Below are 18,969 nucleotides of genomic sequence, written 5' to 3'. Positions count from 1 at the left end.
CCGGGCTTTGGGTTAAACGCCGTCCATGATCGTATTCTGGATTGCGGTTGGGGTGCTGTCGGCCGCTGTAGCGGGTCTCATCCTGCGCCGCGCTGCGCGCGCCATGGCCGGGGGCGGCGACGCCGATTCAACGCTTCCTCTCTACCAGCGGCAGCTTTCCGAGATCGAGGACCTGGCCGATCGGGGACTGATCGCCGCCGACGAAAGGCGCAGCACGCACGCCGAGGCCGCCCGCCGTCTGCTTTCAGCCGCCAACGCCGCGGGGCCGGCCTGGACCGCCCCTGCGATGGCCCGCCCGGTCCTGCTGGCTATGGCGGTGGCGGCTCCGGTGGCGGCCCTCGGTCTCTATCTAGGCTTGGCCTCCCCCGGCTACAGGGACCAGCCCTACGCCCAGCGATTGGACCAGTGGCGCGCCGCCCCGCCGACCCAGCTGGACGCCCCCCGCATGGCCGCGGTGCTGCGGTCGGTCACCGGTGAGCGCCCCACCGATCCCGAGCCCTACCGATTCCTCGCCATCGCCGAAATGGCTTCTGGCGATGCCGGCGCCGCGGCGCGCGCCCTGCGCGAAGCCCTGCGCCTGGCGCCTGACCGGGCCGACCTGTGGGAGTCCCTCGGCGAGGCCCTGATGGTCGCGGCGGAGGGAGAGGTCACCCCCCAGGCGGCGGCGGCCTTTCAGCGGGCCCTCGAGCAGGATCCCCAGGCCGCTACGGCCCGCTTCCACCTGGCCCGGGGCCAGATCGAGGCCGGCGAGGTTGAGGCCGGTCTCGCCCAATGGCGGCTGCTCCTGTCCGATCTGCCCACCGCCGATCCCCGTCGTCCGGTCCTGCAGGCGGCGATCGCCGATGTCTCATCTGGTCCCCGTCCGGCGGCGCCGGCCGTGGTCGGAGCGCCTGAGATCGCGGCCATGGTCGATGGCCTCGCCGCACGCCTGGTTGCAGAGCCCGACGATCCGGAGGGTTGGGTCCGCCTCGTCCGCTCCTACAGCGTGCTGGGCGACGTCGCCCGCCGGGACGCCGCTTTGACCCAGGCCAAGGCGCGCTATGCGGACAACCCCCAGATACTGAGTGAGCTCGCCAAGGCGGCGGCTGTGGAGCCCATGCGATGACCGGTTGGCTGCCCAAATCGCGCAAGGCGCGGCGCCGTTTGATGGTGCTGTCGGCCGTGGCGCCGGTGCTGGCCCTGGCCGTTGGCCTGACACTCTGGGGTCTGTCGGATTCGATCTCCTACTTCTACACCCCGGCCCAGGCCGCCGAGACGCGGCCCGAGCCTGGCCGAACCATACAGCTCGGCGGACTCGTCCAGGGCGGCAGCGTGGTGAAGCATCCCGACGGACGGCTGGAATTTGTGGTCGCTGACCAGATCACCGCAGCGCCAGTGGTCTTCCAGGGCGATCCGCCGGACCTGTTTCGCGAGGGACAGGGCGTGGTCGCCACCGGCGCCTTCCGCGAGGACGGGGTCTTCGAGGCCCGTCGCCTGCTGGCCAAGCACGACGAGACCTACATGCCCCGGGACCTGCAGAACGCCTTGAAAGAACAGGGCGAGTGGCGTGGCGACGGCGCGCCCCGCGATCCCGACGCCCGAGACCCCGCCGCGGCGCCCTACGCCGGAGGCGCAGGCCAATGATCGTCGAGATCGGCGCCTTCGCCGTGATCCTGTCACTGGTTCTGTCGGTGTTGCAGACAGGCGCCTCGACCCTGGCTCGAATCCGTCGCTCCCCGGTCTTGGCGGCGGTCGGCGAGGGGGCGGCCCTGTCGGCCTTCGCCGCCCTGGCCGTGGCCTTCGCCGCCCTGGTCTACGCCTTCGTCGTGTCCGACTTCAGCGTCGCCAATGTCACCGCCAACTCACATACGGCCAAGCCGCTGCTCTATCGGGTCGGCGGGGCCTGGGGCAGTCACGAGGGCTCGATGCTCATGTGGTGCCTGGCCCTGACCGGCTTTGGCGCCCTGCTGGCCGGTTACGGACGCGGGCTGTCGGCGGGGCTGAAGGCCGTGGCCGTGGCTACCCAGGGCGCCCTGGGCGTCGCCTTCCTGGCCTATACGGTGTTCGCCTCAAATCCCTTCTGGCGGTTGGCTGACCCGCCAGTGGAAGGGCGCTCGCTCAATCCGCTGCTGCAGGATCCGGCCCTGATCCTGCATCCGCCCTTTCTCTATGTGGGCTATGTGGGCCTTTCGGTGGTCTTCTCCCTGGCCATCGCCGCCCTGGTCGAAGGCCGTGCCGACGCCGCCTGGGCCCGCTGGGTCAGGCCCTGGACCCTGGCGGCCTGGAGCGCCCTGACCGTCGGGATCACGCTTGGCGCCTTCTGGGCCTATTACGAACTGGGTTGGGGGGGCTGGTGGTTCTGGGATCCGGTGGAGAACGCCAGCTTCATGCCCTGGCTGATCGCCACGGCCCTGTTGCATTCGGCCGTCGTCACCGAACGGCGCGGCGCCTTGCCGGGCTGGACCATCTTCCTGGCCTTGGGGGGCTACACCTTCTCCATGCTCGGCGCCTTCCTGGTCCGTTCAGGGGTGCTGACCTCGGTTCACGCCTTTGCGGTCGATCCGACCCGGGGCGTCCTCCTGCTGACCATTCTGGGCGTGACAGCGGGTCTCGGCTTCGCCCTGTTCGCCTGGCGGGCGCCGGCCATGGCCCGGGGCGGCATGTTCGCCCCCATCAGCCGTGAAAGCGCGCTCGTCCTCAACAACATCCTACTGGCGGCGGCGACCGCCACGGTGCTCCTGGGCACCCTCTATCCCCTGATCCGCGAGGCCATGGCGGGCGAGGCCATCTCCGTGGGTCCGCCCTATTTCAATCTCACCTTCACGCCGTTGATGTTCATCCTGCTGCTCCTGCTGCCGGCCGGACCGCTGCTGGCCTGGAAGCGGGCCGACGCCGGCGCCGCCCTGCAGCGGCTCTGGGTGGCCGCCCTGCTGGCCGCCCTGGCGGCGGTGGCGACCCTGGCGCTGGCCGAGCCCCGCAGCCTCTTCGGCGCCGCAGGCCTCGCCCTGGGGGTCTGGCTGATCATCGGCTCCCTGACCGAGGTCGCCGAGCGGATCCGACTGTTCCGTGTTCCCGGGCGGGAAGTCCTGCGCCGCCTTGGCGGCCTGCCCCGGGGCGCCTGGGGCATGACGCTGGCCCATGCCGGGCTCGGCGTCTTCGTCCTTGGCGCGGTGTTCGAGACCACCTGGAAGGCCGAGACCGCCGAGGTGTTGGCCCTTGGCCAGCGGCTCGAGGTGGCGGGCTATGTCCTTACGCTTGAAGATGTGGCGCCGACGCTTGGCCCCAACTACGAGGCGGAACAGGCCACCCTGCGCGCCACGGCGCCTGATGGGACGTTGGCCTGCATGGCCAGACCCGAGCGGCGGCTCTATTCGGCCGGCGGCCAGACCACCTCGGAGGTGGCCATCTGCACCCGCGGCCTCAGCCACCTCTATGTGGTGCTCGGCGAGCGACGGACCGGCGTCGACGGCGGCCCGGTCTGGCTGGTCACTGGCTATTGGAATCCTTGGGCGCTGCTGATCTTCCTGGGGCCTGGCCTGATGGCCTTCGGCGGCCTGATCTCCCTGTCTGACCGCCGGTTGCGGCTGGTGGCCGGCCGTCGTGCGGCGCCGGCGCTGGCCCCAGCGGCGAAGCCAGAGCCTGTGGGAGAATTGACATGAAGGGCCTTGGGCGTTGGGCGGCCATGGCCTGTGCTGTCCTTTGCCTGGGGGCGGCGTCGGACCCTGGCGAGCGGCTGGCTGACCCCGCGCAGGAGGCCCGGGCCCGGGCCCTCTTCAAGGATGTCCGCTGCCTGGTCTGCCAGAACGAGTCTATCGACGCCTCCAGCGCCGAACTGGCTCAGGACCTTCGGGCGATCGTCCGGCAAGAGGTGGCCCAGGGCCGCAGCGACGTCGAGGTCCGCCGTTTTCTCACTGACCGCTACGGCGAATATGTCCTGTTGAAACCCCGTTTCAGCTGGGCCAACGCCGCCCTGTGGCTGGCGCCCCTGCTTGTGGTGCTGGCCGGCGCGGGCCTGTTGATCCGTCGCTGGCGTGTCCCGCCGCCCGAGCCTGACCTCACCAGTGAGGAGTCCGCCGCCTTGGCGCGCCTTTCGCAAGCTTCCCGTTCGGACCCTGGTTCGGCCTCATAGGCGCCGCGAACCGATGCTACAGCTTGCGAATTGGTAAGTTGAGATCGGTTGCACATCGGCGCATCGATCCTAGCTAGTGGAAGGCGGGCATGTGCTATGACCCGAAGAGCCCGCAAGGAATCGAAGGCCCATGACATCTAAGAAGACCGGATATCTTCTCGGCGCCGTCGCCGGCATTGGCGTCGCAGCGGCCGCCCTGGCGGCCACCGATGTCGGCCTGACCCTGGCTGAAAAGTCGGGGCCGTCCATGCCGGTGATCCGCGCTTCGACAGCGCCGGTCTTTGCGCCCCCGCCGGGCGCGCCTCTGTCCTTCGCGGACATCTTCGAGCAGGTTTCGCCGGCCGTGGTCTCAGTGAACGTCACCTCCCGGGCCGACGCCAGCGCGCTTCGTCAGATTCCAGGCTTCGAGGGCCTGCCCTTCGGCATCATTCCCCGCGCCCCCAGGGGCGGCGAGGGTGAGGGCGAAGGCGAAGAAGAGCAGCAGGGTCCGACCCAGATGTCGGCGGGCTCCGGCTTCTTCATCTCCGCCGACGGCTACATCGTCACCAACAACCACGTCGTCGAGAACGCCGAGGAGATCAAGGTCGTCCTGAAGGATGAGCGCGAGCTGGTGGCCGAGATCGTCGGGCGCGACGAAGCCACGGACCTGGCCGTCCTGAAGGTCAAGGGTGCGAACTTCCCCTATGTGAGCTTTGAGAACGACGCCGTGCCGCGGGTCGGCGACTGGGTGATCGCGGTGGGCAATCCGTTTGGCCTCACCGCCACGGCCACCTCGGGCATCGTTTCGGCCTACGGCCGTGACATCGGCGAGACCTTCGTCGACTTCATCCAGATCGACGCGCCCATCAACCGGGGCAATTCCGGCGGCCCGACCTTTGACATCTATGGACGGGTGATCGGCGTCAACACCGCCATCTTCTCGCCGTCCGGCGGCTCGGTGGGGATCGGCTTCGCCATTCCCGCGGCCACCGCCGACATCATCACCAAGCAGCTGATCGCCAGCGGCAGCGTGACCCGTGGCTATATCGGCGCCACCATCCAGAACTACACCCGTGAAATGGCCCAGGCTCAGGGATTGGGCGACCAGCGCGGGGCCATCGTGTCCGACACGGTGCCGGGTGGCCCATCGGCCCGGGCGGGCCTGCAGGCCGGTGACGTGGTCATTTCGGTGAATGGCGTCGCCGTCGGCACCTCCTCCGAGCTGACCCGAGAGGTCGCCAAGGCCACGGCCGGCGACACCCTGCGACTGGAGATCATTCGTGGCGAGGCCCGCCGGACCATTCAGGTCCGGTCCGGCGTCCGCCCGAATGAGCGTGAACTGGCCGCCAACGACAATAGCGGCGGGCCGGCGACGCCTCGTGGCCAGAATCCCGCGCAGCCGGCGGCGCCGCAGGTGCTGGGCATGACCCTCGCGCCGATCGACGACGCCGCCCGCCGCAGCTTCGGCATCGCCGCCGAGGTGCGCGGTGTCGTGGTGACTGCGCTCTCGGCCTCGTCTGACGCCGCCCGCAAGGGCCTGCGACGGGGGGATGTGATCGTCCGGGTCAACAGCCGCGCGATTACAGCGCCAAGCGATCTGTCCGCCGAGGTGGAAGCCGCCCGCAAGGCCGGTCGGCCGAGCATTCTTCTGGGGGTGAGCCGCGATGGCCGCACCCTCTTCCTACCGCTGGACATCGCGCAGTAGGCTCGGGCCAAGACTCAGCGGGGGCGGGTATGCGGATACTGATTGTCGAGGACGACCTGGAGGCCGCCGCCGTGATGGTCCGCGGCCTCACGGAGAGCGGCCACGTCTGTGTGTCGGCCGCCGATGGCGAAGCAGGCCTGACCGAGGCCCAAGGGGGCGAGTTCGACGTGATGATCGTCGATCGCATGATGCCCAAGATGGACGGCGTCACCCTGGTCGAGACCCTGCGGCGGGAAGGCGATCAGACTCCGGTGCTGTTCCTTTCGGCGCTGGGCGAGATCAACGACCGCGTGGACGGCCTCAAGGCCGGCGGCGACGACTATCTGGTCAAGCCCTACGCCTTCGCCGAGTTGATCGCCCGGGTCGAAGCCCTGGCGAGGCGTCGCGAAACCGGCTCGGTCCAGACGCTGTTGCGGGTCGGTGAGCTTGAAATGGATCTGATTGGCCGCACGGTTCACCGACAGGGTCAGGAGATCGACCTGCAGCCACGTGAATTCCAGCTGCTGGAATTCATGATGCGCCACGCCGGACAGGCGGTGACGCGCACCATGCTGTTGGAAAAGGTGTGGGAGTATCACTTCGATCCCCAGACCAATGTGATCGATGTGCACGTCTCGCGCCTGCGCGCCAAGATCGACAAGGGTTTCGACCGGCCGATGCTGCAGACCGTGCGCGGCGCGGGCTACCGGCTCGACGCTTAAGGGCCGGGCATGCGCCTGCCGCGCATCTTCCGCACGACGCCGTTCAGGCTGACCCTGCTGTTCCTGGCCCTGTTCGCGGCCTCGGCCAGCGCCTTCCTGGCCTATATCTATGTGGCGACAGCCGGCGAGGCGACGCGCCGGGTCGACCAGCTGATCACCCGCGAGATGCGCACCCTGCAGAGCGCCTATGGCCGGGCCGGGACCGACGCCCTCAATCAGGCGCTGATCGAGCGCGCGGCGAGCGAGCGCCCCTATCTCTATCTGCTGATGAAGCCCGATGGCGAACGGATCTCCGGCTCCATCGAGGAATCCCCCCTGGACGACTTCAACGGCGCGGCGACCTGGACCAGCTTCCAGGTGACTGAGTTCGACGTCCAGGGCCGGGAGCTCAATCGCCCTGCCCGGGGCCTGCAGGAGCGGCTATCTGGCGGTGAGATCCTGTTTGTCGGCGCCGACATCGCCGAGGACGAGGCCTATGTGGTCAAGATCGTCCGGGCGCTCTGGGGCGCCGGGGCCCTGATCATCGTCCTGGGCCTGGCTGGCGGCGTGGTGGTCAGCCGAAATGTCAGCCGTTCCATGACCGGGCTCAACAATGTCGTAGACGCCGTGCGCAATGGCGATCTCTCCGCCCGGGCGCCCGTACGTGGGACCCGGGACGAGCTGGACGAGCTGGCTGTGGGCCTGAACGAAATGCTCGACCGGCTGGAACGCTCGATGGCCGGGCACAAGCATACGGGCGACGCCATCGCCCATGATCTGCGCTCCCCGCTGACCCGCCTGCGCGGGAGGCTCGAGGCCTCCTTCCTGGACCTGGAGGCGGGCCGGGGCGATCCGCAGGCGGCCTTCGCCCAGGCCCTGGACGACACCGACGGCGTGTTGAAGACCTTCGGCGCTGTGCTGGCCATCGCCCGGCTGCAGGCCGCGGGCGCCGCGCCAGATCCCGTCCTGTTCGACCCAGCCGATCTGGCCGCCGATATCTGCGAGCTCTACGAGCCCCTCTGCGAGGACGACGGGCTGGATTTCAAGGCCGAGCTGGACCGCGGCATGACGATCCGCGCCAACCGCGAGTTCATGGCCCAGGCCCTGGCCAATCTGATGGACAACGCCATCAAGTACACGCCGAAGGGCGGCGCCATCATGCTGCGGGTCCGAAGACGGTCATCGGGAGAGGTGGAGTTCTCGGTGACCGATACAGGTCCAGGCGTGCCCGAAGAGGACCGGGAACGGGTGGTGGAGCGGTTCGTGCGCCTGGAAAACAGCCGCAGTCTGCCGGGCGCTGGCCTCGGCCTTTCTCTGGTGGCGGCGGTGGCCGAAGCCCACGGCGGCCGTGTCGAACTGTCGGAGGGGCCTGGCAAGGTCGGCGAGATTGGACCTGGCCTGCGGGTGGCGGTGATCCTGCCGCCCGCCTGAGATTGCCACAGGCCCGCCTGAACCCCCAGACTGCTCCTCATGACCCTGCTTGCTGACTCGCTTTCCCCCTGCGGCCCTGTCGCCGACGGCAAGGCTGCTGAACGAACCCGGGAGATGCTGACCCCCGCCGCCGACAGAGAGGGGTGGGCCGACCTGCTTGAGCGCAGCTGGCCTGCCCTGGCGCCGGTGTTCGGGGCCTCGCCCTACCTGGCTGGCCTCGCCCGCCGGACGCCGGCCCGCCTGCGGGCGGTTCTCGAGCACGCGCCCGATGCGCAGTTCGCCGATCTGCTGGCGCGGACGAAGGCGGCCGGCGACCTCGAAACCGCCGCCGAGGCCGGACCCGAGCTGCGCCGGCTGAAGGCCGAAGCGCATCTGCTGATCGCCCTGGCCGATCTCGGTGGCGTCTGGGACCTGGATGCAGTCACCGGCGCCCTGACCCATTTTGCAGACTCCGCCCTGGCCGCGGCCCTGCGGGTGGCCGCCCGGGCGGAGGTGGCGGCCGGGCGGCTTCAGGCGGAGGGAGAAGGGCCAGAGGGGCCCGTTCCCGGCTGGTTCTGCCTGGCCATGGGCAAGCAGGGCGCCTTCGAGCTCAACTATTCCAGCGATATCGACGTTTCGGTCTTCTACGAGCCCGATGTCCTGCCGGTGTGCGAGGGCGTGGAGCCCCGGGCCTTCGCCGTGCGCCTGACCCAGGCCGTCGCGGCCCTGATTCATGACCGGACCGAAGAGGGCTATGTCTTTCGGGTGGATCTGCGTCTGCGTCCTGACCCTTCCTCGACCCCGCTGGCCGTGTCGGTCAACGCCGCCTTCGAATACTATGAGACCGTGGGCCAGAACTGGGAGCGGGCGGCCTTCATCAAGGCCAGGGCCTGCGCCGGCGACCTGCCCCGGGCTGAGGCCTTTCTGGAGGAGCTGGCGCCCTTCATCTGGCGCAAGAATCTGGACTTCGCCGCCATCGCCGACATCCATTCGATCAAGCGGCAGATCCACGTCCACAAGGTCGACGACCGCCTGACGGCCAAGGGCGCCGACCTGAAGCTTGGCCGAGGCGGCATTCGCGAGATCGAATTCTACGTCCAGACCCAGCAGTTGATCCTCGGCGGCCGTCATCCCGAGCTCCGCGGGATGAGGACCCTGGATACCCTGCAGGCCCTGACCGCGGCGGGGCACGTGTCGCCCGAAGCGGCTGCGGAACTGCACGACGCCTACCTCCTCCTGCGCGCAGTCGAACATCGGGTGCAGATGGTCGGCGACGAGCAGACCCACCGCCTGCCCGAGGCCGATGGGGAGCGGACCCGTGTGGCGGCCCTGTTCGGCTACGACAAGGTCAAGGCCTTTGACGCCGCCGTCACCGAGGTGCTGAAGACGGTCAACCGCCGCTATGGCGAACTGTTCCCCGACGAAGAGCCCCTGTCCTCAACCTTTGGGAGCCTGATCTTCACCGGGGTGGACGACGACCCGGCCACCCTGAAAACCCTCGGGCGGATGGGTTTCGACAACCCGTTGCAGGTCTCCCAGACCATTCGCGCCTGGCACCACGGCCGCATCCCGGCCACCCGGACCGAACGGGGGCGGGAGCTGTTCACCCGGCTCGCCCCGCGCCTTCTGGAGGCCGCCAACGCCACGGGCGCGCCCAATGCGGCCTTCAACAGGTTCAGTGATTTCTTCGCCAGCCTGTCGTCGGGCGTGCAGATCCAGTCCCTGTTCCTGGCCAACCCCAAGCTGTTCGAGCTGCTGGTCCAGGTTCTGGCCTTTGCGCCCAAGCTGGCCGCCACCCTGGCTCGGCGGCCCGCCGCGATCGACGCCCTGGTCGACGGGGACTTCTTCGCCGAGATCGACCCGGCCGAGGACGAGGCCGTCATGGCCATGGCTCTCGCCCAGGCTGAGGGGTTCGAGGCTGTCATGGACGCGGTTCGCCGGGTCCATCGCGAGCAGGCCTTCCGCCTGGGGGTGCAGGTCATGAGCGGGGTGGCCAGCGCCGAGCGGGTCGGGCGGGGCTTCGCCGACCTCGCCTATCTCTGTATTCGCACCCTGGCGCCCGCAGCCCTGGCCGAGGCGGAGCGACTGGGCGGCGAGTTTCCAGGGCAGGTGGCCGTGGTGGCGCTGGGCAAGTGCGGCTCGCGGGAGATGACCGCCTCATCTGACCTCGACCTGATGACCCTCTACCGGGCCGATGATCCGCGGGCCATGTCGGGCGTAAAGGGCTGGGGGGCCGAGACCTTCTATGGCCGCTTCACCCAGCGTCTGATCGCCGCCCTCTCGCTGCCTACCGCCGAGGGGGAGCTCTATGAGGTGGACATGCAGCTGCGCCCCTCGGGGACGCAGGGGCCTGTGGCGGTGAGCCAGGCCGCCTTCGAGGCCTACTATGCCGGGGAGGCTGAGACCTGGGAGTTTCTGGCCCTCACCCGGGCCCGGGTGGTCTGGGCCAGCACGCCGGCCTTCGCCCAGCAGGCGACGGACCTGATCGAGGCGGCCCTGCGGCGTCCCCGGGACCGCAAGGTCCTGGCCCGTGACGTGCGCGCCATGCGGACCCTGCTGGACAAGGAGCGGCCGGCCAAGGATGTCTGGGACATGAAGCTGGCCCGGGGCGGGCTTGTGGACGTGGAGTTCGCCGCGCAGTTTCTGCAATTGGCTCATGCCGCGGACGGGGGGCCTCTGCGGCCCCACACCGCCCGGGCGCTGTCGGCCTTCCGCCAGGCGGGCTTGGGCGCCCTTGAGCCCCTGAACGTGCTGGAGGACGCCTGGCGTCTGCAGCAGAACCTCACCCAGCTGATCAAGGTGGCCCTGGAGGACGGGGCCGATCCCTCTGCGGAGCCGACGGCCTTTCGCCGTCTGATGGCGCGGGCGGCGGGGGAGGGCGACTTCCGCCAGGTCCGACCGCGGCTGGAGGCGGCGCGAAAGGCCGCCCGCGCGGCCTATGAAATGCTGGTGCAACCTTGAGCGACGGAAATGAGCGGCTGGCCCGTTCAACTCTCCGAACCCGCCGCACAAGGAGGTCGCCATGTCCCGCATGCTTCTGTTCAGCGTCCTCGCCGTCGCCCTGATGGGCGCGCCGGCGCAAGCGCAGATGATGGGCCGTGCGCCGGACCCCGACCTGAACAAGGACGGCAAGGTGACCCTGGCCGAGTTCCGCAAGAGCCAGACTGACGCCATGCTTGAGGCCTTCGACAAGAACCGTGACGACAAGATCACCCGGGCCGAGTTCAAGCCCATGGAGGACATGGCGCGGCGGTTCGGCGGCGCAGGCGGCGCCGGCAGGGTCGCCGAGATCTGGACGCGGCTGGACGCCAACCGAGACGGTGTGATCACCCGCGCTGAGATCGAGGCCGGCGCCGACCGCCGCTTTGCGGCCAGCGACGCCGACAAGGATGGCATCCTGGACCGCGCCGAACTCACCAGCCTTCGTCAGAGCCGTCCGCGTGGCCGACCGTGATCCCCCGACAGGGCCCAGCCACGGCGCGGGCGAGGTGAGGCTTGGCGATTGCGCAGGATCCCGACGACGAGCTGCTGGGTCGGGTCGCCCAGGGCGACCCCGCGGCGGTGCGCGCCCTGATGGCCCGCAAGCTGCCAAGGATCAACGGCCTGGCGGTGCGGATGCTGGGAGACCTCGCCGAGGCCGAGGACGTGTCGCAGGAGGTCTTCGTTCGCGCCTGGCGCCAGGCGCCGAAATGGACGCCGGGGGCGGCCCGGTTCGATACCTGGCTGCACCGGGTGGCCCTGAACCTCTGCTACGACCGCCTGCGCAAACGCCGCGAAATTCCCACCGAGACGCCCCCGGAGCAGGCCGACGAGGGGCCGGCGCCCGATCGCGGTCTGGAGGCGGCCGATGTCGGGCTCAGGGTGGCCGCCGCCATGGCGCGCCTGCCCGACCGGCAGCGGGAGGCGGTGGTGCTCTGCCACTATCAGGAGCTGGGGAATATAGAGGCCGCGGGCCTGATGGGCGTCAGCGTCGAGGCTCTGGAGAGCCTGTTGTCCCGAGGCCGGCGCGCCCTGCGCCTGGCCCTGGCGGATATGCGGTGAGGGCGTCGCGATGAAGGAAGGACCGAACATGGAGTTGGACCGTTTCGCCGTCCTGGCCGAGGCCTACGGAGGGGATGTCTCCCGCTGGCCCGCCGCCGAGCGCGAGTCCGCCGCCCTGCTGATGTCGGCCGAACCTGCGGCGACAGCGCCGCTGCTGGCCCAACAGAGCGACCTGGACTGGGCGCTGGACTCCTGGCGCGTCCCCGCGGCCAGCGCGGCGTTGCAGGCGGCGATCCTGAGCCATGCGCCGGCTGAGCGACGGGCGCCGCCCTGGCGCGGCTGGCTGTGGCGCACCAGCCTTGGGGCGGGACTCATGGCCGCCGGGGTCGCCGGCGTCATGGCTGGAGTCGTGGTGTCCGGGGCCGTCGCCCCGATGGGCGAGCTCGAGGTGATCACCGCCGCGGTCAGCGCCTACGACACCCTGGATATTGAGTTGGTGGGAGACGTTTGATGTCGCAGCGTAGCCTGACCATCGCCCTGTTCGTCTCCCTCGCCGTCAATCTGTTCGCCATCGGGGCGATGATCGGCGGTCTGGTGATCGGCGTGCGCATGTCTGAAGGCCGGCAGATGGCCATGCGGCCGGGGCCGCCACCCATCTTCTCCGCCGCCTCCGCCCTGCCGGAGGCCCGCCAGGACGCCTATCGTCAGGCCCTGCGGGGAGAAGCCCGTGAGGTGCGTCGTTCGCTGGTCAGCGCTGGTGAGGCTCGGCGTGGCGCCTGGGGCGAGATCGCCGCCGATCCCTATGATCCCGCCGCCGTGCGTGAGGCCCTGGCCAAGGCCCAGGCGATCGAGGCCGAAGCCCGAAGCCGGCTGGAGAGCCGGGTTGTCGAGTTCGCCGCTGACCTCAGCCTGCAAGAGCGTCAGGCCCTGGCGGACGCCCTCTCGCGCCCGGTCATGGGCCACCGCGACGGGCGCGGCCATCGGGGCGAGCGGGACCACCGCGGCGGCGAACAGCCTTAGGGCTCACACAGCCCGGCCTTCAGGCCGCCGTCCCCGTGCGACGAACGGGCGCCTGCTGGGGCTCACTCTGCCGGACGGGCAGAGAGAAGCCGACGGTGGTGCCTTCGCCCGGCGCGCTCTGGATGTCGAGGGAGCCCCCGTGCATCTCCACCAGGGACTTGGTGAGGGCGAGACCCAGGCCCGTGCCCTGCTGGGTCTTGGAGTGCTGGTTCTCGATCTGCTCGAAGGGACGGGCGAGCCGGGCCAGATCGTCCGGGGCGATGCCGATGCCGGTATCACGGACCGTGATGCGCACCCGCTCGCCCAGGGGATCAGGGCGGGCGTCGGCGCGCACTGTGATGCGGCCGCCCCGCGGCGTGAACTTGATGGCGTTGGAGAGCAGGTTGAGCAGCACCTGCTTGATGGCGCGGTAGTCGGCCTCGACCTCGGGCAGGTCCCGGGGGAATTCCAGATCGACCGCCAGGCCCGCGCTGTCGGCCCTGTTGCGGATCAGCCGGGCGGCGTCCTCGACCACGTCCTCCAGGGTCAGGGGCTCGAACTTCAGGTTCATCTTTCCGGCCTCGATCTTGGACATGTCGAGGATGTCGTTGATCAGCGCCAGCAGGTGCTGGCCCGAGGACAGGATATCCCCACAATATTCCTTGTAGCGGGGGTCGCCGAGGGGGCCGAACATCTCGCCGACCATGATCTCAGAGAAGCCGTTGATGGCGTTCAGCGGGGTCCGCAACTCATGGCTCATATTGGCCAGGAACTCGCTCTTGGCGGTGTTGGCGCTCTCGGCGCGGACCTTTTCAGCCTCGTACTTGCGGGCCAGCTCCGACAGCTGTTCCTGGCTGCGCTCCAGGCTGACGACGGCCTTCTGCAGGGCCTCTTCGTTGACCCGGCGGGCCTCCTCCTGGGTCTTGATGGCGGTGATGTCTGCCGCCGTCATCACCAGCCCGCCCTCGGCGGTGCGGCGCTCCGATATCTGGATCCAGCGGCCGTCGTTCAGCTCGGCTTCGCGGACCCCGCGCTGGCCGTCCATGGCCGGCGCCTCGCGCTTGATGGCCAGCTGGGCGAAGCGGTTGACCTGATCGCGGGCGGCGCCGGGCTTGAGCAGGCGCGCCTCCAGGGAGAAGACGCTGCGATAGTTGCGATTGCACATCAGCAGGCGGCCATGCCGATCCCAGAGGACGAAGGCCTCCGATACGCTCTCAATGGCGTCGCGCAGGCGGTTCTCGGCCGCCTGGGCCCGGGCCTGGGCCATCCGCTCCTCGGTGACGTCGAGGGCGACCCCGATGATCCGGGCAAAGCCGCCTTCGGGCGCGCGGCCAAAAGCCTGGCCCCGGGCGTCGATCCATATGGGCCGTTCCCCCGGCTCACCGGGCACCCGGAATGAGACGTCGAAGGCGCCGTAGAGCGCCGCGGTGGACAGGGCCTGACGGACCCGCTCGCGGTGATCTGGGGACACCCGGTCCAGAACGTCCTGGCCGCCCACCACGCCGCCGCCGCCCCAGCCCAGCATGCCGCCGGTGACGTCGGACAGAAAGACCTCGTCGGTGGCCAGATCCCACTCCCAGATCCCGCAGCGGGCGGCCTCGACAGCCATCCGGAAGCGCTGCTCGCTGTCATAGAAGGCCTGCTGAGCCGCCTCGACCTTGCGGCTCTGGGTGAACAGCAGCAGTCCCAGAAGGAAGGCCACGCTCAGGGGGATCAGCACCCAGCCGAGCTGCTCCCGGGCCGACAGGATTTCCAGCGGATCAGCATCGGCGCCGACCACGGCCAGCCAGGCGCCGTCCGCCGCAGGATACGCGACCACCTGCAGGCTTGACCCGTCCGAGCTTCGGGCCCGCGTCAGGCGGCCGGGCCGCAGTTCGCCCGGCGTGAGTTCAAACGCTGTGCTCAGGCTGTCGGCTTCGGCGACGCCCCCGGCGCCGATGGCGGCCACCATCTGGCCCCTCGCAGACAGGATGGCGCCCAGACGCGCATCCGCCAGCAGAGCCGTCAGCCGGGCAGGATCGGCGACGAGGAAGATCGTGCGGCGTCCCTGTGGGGTGGAGGCTGTGGTCCCAGCCAGCAGGACCGGGGCGCCGCCCTGGGGACTGTCGGTCCCAAACCAAACCTCCCGCTGGACCCGGTCGGTCTGGGCCGCCAGGGCGCTCCAGTTCAACTCGGGCGCCGTTCCGGTGGTCGCGAGGGTCTGCCCCTCATTCAGGACAATCAAGGCGCTGGCGGTTCCTGTCGCGACCTTCAGGCCAATTTCAGCGGCTTCCAGCGGGCTGTCGGGTCTGGTCTCGAGGATTTCCCGCGCCGCCAGCAAACCGCCCCGCAGGGTGGCGGCCTCGGCGTCAAGGCGCGCGGCCAAGGCCTGGGCCTCGCCAGGCAGGACGACGCCCAGCTGTCCGGCCCGGGTGGGTTCGGCCTGGATGCGGGCCACGGCGAAGGCCGTATAGACGGCCATGAGGAGCAGGGTGGTGAGGATCGCCAGACGTGCGAACGCGAACGTCGGCGGCGGCCGGGAACCTGGACTCGCCTCCCCGCCGCGCTTCCGACCCTGGGTCCGAGCCGCGCTTCTGCTTCCGCGTCCGGCCAAGCCCGCCGCTCCCTTACCCTCAAATTCGAGTCACCCCGCAAACCGGAGTCTAGGCGGGCGGACTCGCCACGTCACGAGTCATACGGTCGCGTCTGCATCGGAACCTTGCTTGACGCAGACGCGTGCGACGGACGGGCTGGGCTCAGTCCTCGGCAAGCGCCCGCGAGGCGAGTTCGTAGACGTTTTTCGACAAGCCTTCCTGACCGGCGATCCGCTCCAGTTGGGCGCGCATCAGGGCGCCCAGATCGGGGCGATAGCGCCGCCAGCCGCCCAGCGGCTCCAACAGGCGCGCCGCGGTCATCGGGTTATAGCCGTCGACCGACAGGATCTGATCGGCCAGGAACCTGTATCCGGCTCCACTTTCATCGTGGAACCGCACGGGATTGCCGGCGGCGAAGGTCCCGACCAAGGCCCGCAGGCGGTTGGGATTTTTCGGATCAAACGCCGGGTGGGCGGTCAGGCCCAGGACGCGGCCGAGCGCGCCCTCATCCGGCGCCCGGGCCTGCAGGGCGAACCACTTGTCGATGACCAGGGGCTCGCCCTTCCAGCGTTCGTAGAAGTCGGCCAGGGCCTTCTCAAACGGCTCGCCGCCGATCTGCATCAGGGCCGAGAGCCCGCCCATGGCGTCGGTCATGTTGCCCGCGGCCTCATAGTGGCCAAAGGCGCGTTCGGCGTTCTCCGCGTGCGGGTCCACCGAGAGGATGTCGAGGGCCATGTTGCGCAAGGCCCGGCGCCCGGCGCCCGCGGCGTCGGGGGAAAACTCTCCGAGGTCCTGAAGGCCGGTGTGCAGACGCCCCAACTCCTCGGCCAGGTGAACGGCCAGCCGGGCGCGCAGCGCGTTCCGGGCCAGATGGATGGCGGCAGGGTCAGCAGGCTGCTGGGCCAGGGCCAACTCGGCTTCGCTGGGCAGGGACAGCAGCAGAGCCTTGAAGGCCGGATCTGCGGCCTGATCGGACAGGGCGCGACCGACCGCCTCGGCGTAGCGTTCCTCGCCCACCTCGTCTGGGGTTCCGGCGCTGCGGGCCAGCATGAGGTCGCGGGCCAGATCCTGGCCGGCCTCCCAGCGATTGAACAGGTCCGGATCGGCGGCGAGCTGGACGTAGCGATCCTTGGGCTCGGAATCGGTGGTCAGGACCACAGGCGCCGAGAAGCCGCGCAGGGCTGAGAGCACCGGTTCGCGATCGACGCCCGTCAGGGTGACGCTGGTCCTGGCGGCGTCCAGCACCACCACAGTCTCGTCCACCGCCTGACCGTCGCGCTCAAAGGCCAGGGCGCGGCCTTCCCCGTCGAGCAGACCGAGGCGCACCGGGATGGGCAGGGGGATCTTGCTGGCCTGGCCAGGGGTCGGCGGCGTCGTCTGGGTCAGGTCGAGCTTCAGGGTCTGGGCGGCGGCGTCATAGGTGCGCCGGATATCGACCCGGGGGGTGCCTGCCTGCTCGTACCAGCCGAAGAACGCCGACAGGTCCTGGCTCGAGGCTTCGGCGAAGCACTCGATAAAGGCCTCGACCGTGGTGGCGTGGCCGTCCCATCGATCGAAATAGAGGTCCATGCCCTTCCGGAAAGCCTCGGCCCCGATCAGGGTCTTGAGCATGCCGATGACCTCGGAGCCCTTCTCGTAGATGGTTGCGGTGTAGAAGTTGTCGATCTTCAGATAGCTCGACGGCCGCACCGGGTGGGCCAGCGGTCCCTGGTCCTCAGAGAACTGACGGGCGCGCAGGGCTTTCACATCCTTGATCCGCTGGACGGCGGCGCCGCGCATGTCGGCCGAGAAGCTCTGGTCACGGAAGACGGTCAGGCCTTCCTTCAGGCACAGCTGGAACCAGTCGCGACAGGTGATCCGGTCGCCGGTCCAGTTGTGGAAATACTCGTGGGCGACGACGCTCTCGATCCGCTCATAGTCGAAGTCGGTGGCGGTCGCCTGATCGGCCAGGAGGAGCGAGGAGTTGAAGATGTTCAGCCCCTTGTTCTCCATCGCGCCGAAATTGAAGTCCCGCACGGCGACGATCATGAACAGGTCGAGGTCGTATTCCCGGCCAAACGCCTCCTCGTCCCATTTCATCGAGCGCTTGAGGGCGTCCATGGCGTAGAGGGCGCGATCGGCCATGCCGGGATCGACATAGATGCGCAAATCGACCTTGCGGCCGCTCATGGTGACGAGGCTGTCTTCCAGCATGTCGAGCTCGCCGGCCACAAGGGCGAACAGGTAGCAGGGCTTGGGGAAGGGGTCGTTCCAGACCGCGTAGTGGCGGCCGTCGGCCGTCTGGCCAGACTCCATCAGATTGCCGTTGGACAGCAGGCGCTGGAACGCCTTGTCCGCCGTCATCCTCACTGTGTAGCGGGCCAGCACGTCAGGACGGTCCGGGAACCAGGTAATCTTGCGAAAGCCCTCGGCCTCGCACTGGGTGCAGAACCGGCCGCCGGACATGTAGAGGCCGTCCAGCGAGGTGTTGGCGGCCGGATCGATCTCGACCTCGGTCTCCAGCACGAAGGCGTCGGGGACATTGGCGATGGTGAGATGCTCGGCGTCGATGACGCGGTCGGTCTCAGCCAGGGCCCGGCCATCAATGGCCACAGAGATCGGGGTCAGCCGCTCGCCGTTCAGCACCAGCGGCTCGGCGTGGTCGCCGTTACGGCGCAGGCTGAGCCTGGCCTTCACCCGGGTGGCGCTGGGCTTCAGGTCGAAGTCCAGATGAATCTCGTCCACCAGGAAGGCCGGCGGGCGATAATCGGACAGGCGGATCGGCTGGGGCGTTTCGGTGCGCATCCCACCGATGTAACGCCCCGGGCGGCCGGTCGCCAGAGGCGGCGAAGGCCGAAGTGGCTCAGGCGGCGTCTTCTGCGATTTCCGGCGGCGCCTCGGCCGCAGCTGGGATCTGCTGAAGGAAGCGGTCGACCTTTCGGGCCTCCTCCGACAGGCGGCGAATCTCCGGCGGGGCGTCTTCAGGCGCCTCGTCCACCAGCGCCGACAGGTGACGGGCGATGGAGAGCAGGCGCTGAGTAGAGGTGATCAGCCGGGCCTGGAATTCGATCTTCAGTGGATCACGATCGTATTCCGCGCCTGGCACGCGCCAGCCGCCCCAGTCATTGGCGTCGGTCACCACCACCGGATAGGTGCCTGGATAGGGGTGGTGGGCGCAGTCGTCGGGCTGCTGCCACTTGTTGCGGGCCCGCAGCAGACGCCAGCTTGGCGCGTCATCGTCCACGAGTTCGTGGCTGGATTGCTCGGCGCGGAGCTCATGGGCGTGGAAATCGCGGCCCAGTCCCACGTCGTAGGTCACGCGCACGGGCTCGTCGAAACCCCGGGCCCAGACGGGCACGATCTTCTCGATCACGGCCCAGGCGCCGACGCTTTCGACCCACACCTTTTGATTACGTTGGAAGACAGCCTTGGCCATACGCACCCACCGATACTTATTTCCGCCCATAAGACCCTGAAATCCTTGACGCGAGGTCAATCTTTCCACGCCGGCTGCGATGCGTATGGTGGGGTTTCAAGGGAAACGCAGGCGCCGTG

15 protein-coding genes are annotated in these 18,969 nt (G+C 69.2%); 12 read left to right on the top strand and 3 right to left on the bottom strand.

The features are described 5' to 3' along the window. The first annotated feature begins 25 nt into the window (after positions 1 to 25). From ccmI to Q8K84_RS02355, 12 genes are all read left to right on the top strand, one after another. Complete coding sequence (gene ccmI / locus Q8K84_RS02410; RefSeq protein ID WP_305280300.1) at positions 26 to 1,105, top strand: c-type cytochrome biogenesis protein CcmI; 1,080 nt, start codon at positions 26 to 28, stop codon at positions 1,103 to 1,105. After that, positions 1,102 to 1,623 (top strand): cytochrome c maturation protein CcmE, encoded by a 522-nt coding sequence (gene ccmE, locus Q8K84_RS02405; RefSeq protein WP_305280299.1) that lies wholly within the window; start codon positions 1,102 to 1,104, stop codon positions 1,621 to 1,623. The genes ccmI and ccmE overlap by 4 nt, the downstream gene beginning before the upstream one ends. Continuing rightward, a complete protein-coding gene (locus Q8K84_RS02400) occupies positions 1,620 to 3,638 on the top strand; it encodes a heme lyase CcmF/NrfE family subunit (RefSeq protein ID WP_305280297.1) in 2,019 nt (672 codons plus the stop codon). Before ccmE ends, Q8K84_RS02400 begins: the two co-directional genes overlap by 4 nt. Continuing rightward, complete coding sequence (locus tag Q8K84_RS02395; protein ID WP_305280294.1) at positions 3,635 to 4,108, top strand: cytochrome c-type biogenesis protein; 474 nt, start codon at positions 3,635 to 3,637, stop codon at positions 4,106 to 4,108. Before Q8K84_RS02400 ends, Q8K84_RS02395 begins: the two co-directional genes overlap by 4 nt. A 130-nt stretch (positions 4,109 to 4,238) precedes the next feature. Next, on the top strand, positions 4,239 to 5,792 hold the full coding sequence (locus Q8K84_RS02390) for a Do family serine endopeptidase (protein WP_305280292.1): 1,554 nt from the start codon (positions 4,239 to 4,241) through the stop codon (positions 5,790 to 5,792). A 29-nt stretch (positions 5,793 to 5,821) separates the two neighbouring features. Continuing rightward, positions 5,822 to 6,493 carry a response regulator transcription factor gene (locus Q8K84_RS02385; protein ID WP_305280289.1) on the top strand — a complete coding sequence of 224 codons (672 nt, stop codon included), beginning with the start codon at positions 5,822 to 5,824 and terminating at the stop codon, positions 6,491 to 6,493. Positions 6,494 to 6,502: 9 nt separating this feature from the next. Beyond that, positions 6,503 to 7,903, top strand: a complete 1,401-nt coding sequence (locus Q8K84_RS02380) for a HAMP domain-containing sensor histidine kinase (RefSeq protein ID WP_305280287.1) — start codon at positions 6,503 to 6,505, stop codon at positions 7,901 to 7,903. Positions 7,904 to 7,942: 39 nt separating this feature from the next. After that, the gene (locus tag Q8K84_RS02375; protein ID WP_305280285.1) at positions 7,943 to 10,843 is read left to right on the top strand and encodes a bifunctional [glutamine synthetase] adenylyltransferase/[glutamine synthetase]-adenylyl-L-tyrosine phosphorylase; all 2,901 of its coding nucleotides are present in this window, start codon (positions 7,943 to 7,945) and stop codon (positions 10,841 to 10,843) included. 61 nt (positions 10,844 to 10,904) lie between these two features. Next, entirely contained in the window at positions 10,905 to 11,336 is a 432-nt protein-coding gene (locus Q8K84_RS02370) for a hypothetical protein (protein WP_305280284.1), read from the top strand. A 41-nt stretch (positions 11,337 to 11,377) separates the two neighbouring features. Continuing rightward, complete coding sequence (locus Q8K84_RS02365; protein WP_305280281.1) at positions 11,378 to 11,923, top strand: RNA polymerase sigma factor; 546 nt, start codon at positions 11,378 to 11,380, stop codon at positions 11,921 to 11,923. Positions 11,924 to 11,951: 28 nt separating this feature from the next. Next, positions 11,952 to 12,374, top strand: a complete 423-nt coding sequence (locus Q8K84_RS02360) for a hypothetical protein (RefSeq protein ID WP_305280279.1) — start codon at positions 11,952 to 11,954, stop codon at positions 12,372 to 12,374. Then, positions 12,374 to 12,883, top strand: a complete 510-nt coding sequence (locus tag Q8K84_RS02355; protein ID WP_305280276.1) for a periplasmic heavy metal sensor — start codon at positions 12,374 to 12,376, stop codon at positions 12,881 to 12,883. The genes Q8K84_RS02360 and Q8K84_RS02355 overlap by 1 nt, the downstream gene beginning before the upstream one ends. Before the next feature lie 19 nt (positions 12,884 to 12,902). On the opposite strand, the gene Q8K84_RS02350 is transcribed toward Q8K84_RS02355, so the two are convergent. The 3 genes from Q8K84_RS02350 to Q8K84_RS02340 all read right to left on the bottom strand — a co-directional run bounded on the left by Q8K84_RS02350 (position 12,903) and on the right by Q8K84_RS02340 (position 18,850). Further along, positions 12,903 to 15,455, bottom strand: coding sequence for an ATP-binding protein (locus Q8K84_RS02350; RefSeq protein ID WP_305280274.1), 2,553 nt, complete (start codon positions 15,453 to 15,455; stop codon positions 12,903 to 12,905). Positions 15,456 to 15,597: 142 nt separating this feature from the next. Next, positions 15,598 to 18,219 carry an aminopeptidase N gene (gene pepN, locus Q8K84_RS02345; RefSeq protein ID WP_305280272.1) on the bottom strand — a complete coding sequence of 874 codons (2,622 nt, stop codon included), beginning with the start codon at positions 18,217 to 18,219 and terminating at the stop codon, positions 15,598 to 15,600. A 58-nt stretch (positions 18,220 to 18,277) separates the two neighbouring features. Beyond that, positions 18,278 to 18,850, bottom strand: coding sequence for a hypothetical protein (locus Q8K84_RS02340; protein WP_305280269.1), 573 nt, complete (start codon positions 18,848 to 18,850; stop codon positions 18,278 to 18,280). Positions 18,851 to 18,969: the final 119 nt, after the last annotated feature.

The organism is Phenylobacterium sp. (assembly GCF_030679875.1).
Taxonomy (GTDB): Bacteria; Pseudomonadota; Alphaproteobacteria; order Caulobacterales; family Caulobacteraceae; genus Phenylobacterium.
The sequence above is the reverse complement of the archived record's forward strand: the minus strand, read 5'-3'. Positions and strand labels throughout refer to the sequence as shown.

Coding starts and splice junctions, on each gene's coding strand:
- ccmI (WP_305280300.1), top strand. CDS start 26: ATGATCGTATTCTGGATTGCGGTTGGGGTGCTGTCGGCCGCTGTAGCG.
- Q8K84_RS02375 (WP_305280285.1), top strand. CDS start 7,943: ATGACCCTGCTTGCTGACTCGCTTTCCCCCTGCGGCCCTGTCGCCGAC.
- pepN (WP_305280272.1), bottom strand. CDS start 18,219: ATGCGCACCGAAACGCCCCAGCCGATCCGCCTGTCCGATTATCGCCCG.
- Q8K84_RS02370 (WP_305280284.1), top strand. CDS start 10,905: ATGTCCCGCATGCTTCTGTTCAGCGTCCTCGCCGTCGCCCTGATGGGC.
- Q8K84_RS02395 (WP_305280294.1), top strand. CDS start 3,635: ATGAAGGGCCTTGGGCGTTGGGCGGCCATGGCCTGTGCTGTCCTTTGC.
- Q8K84_RS02360 (WP_305280279.1), top strand. CDS start 11,952: ATGGAGTTGGACCGTTTCGCCGTCCTGGCCGAGGCCTACGGAGGGGAT.
- Q8K84_RS02385 (WP_305280289.1), top strand. CDS start 5,822: ATGCGGATACTGATTGTCGAGGACGACCTGGAGGCCGCCGCCGTGATG.
- Q8K84_RS02355 (WP_305280276.1), top strand. CDS start 12,374: ATGTCGCAGCGTAGCCTGACCATCGCCCTGTTCGTCTCCCTCGCCGTC.
- Q8K84_RS02390 (WP_305280292.1), top strand. CDS start 4,239: ATGACATCTAAGAAGACCGGATATCTTCTCGGCGCCGTCGCCGGCATT.
- Q8K84_RS02380 (WP_305280287.1), top strand. CDS start 6,503: ATGCGCCTGCCGCGCATCTTCCGCACGACGCCGTTCAGGCTGACCCTG.
- Q8K84_RS02340 (WP_305280269.1), bottom strand. CDS start 18,850: ATGGCCAAGGCTGTCTTCCAACGTAATCAAAAGGTGTGGGTCGAAAGC.
- Q8K84_RS02400 (WP_305280297.1), top strand. CDS start 1,620: ATGATCGTCGAGATCGGCGCCTTCGCCGTGATCCTGTCACTGGTTCTG.
- ccmE (WP_305280299.1), top strand. CDS start 1,102: ATGACCGGTTGGCTGCCCAAATCGCGCAAGGCGCGGCGCCGTTTGATG.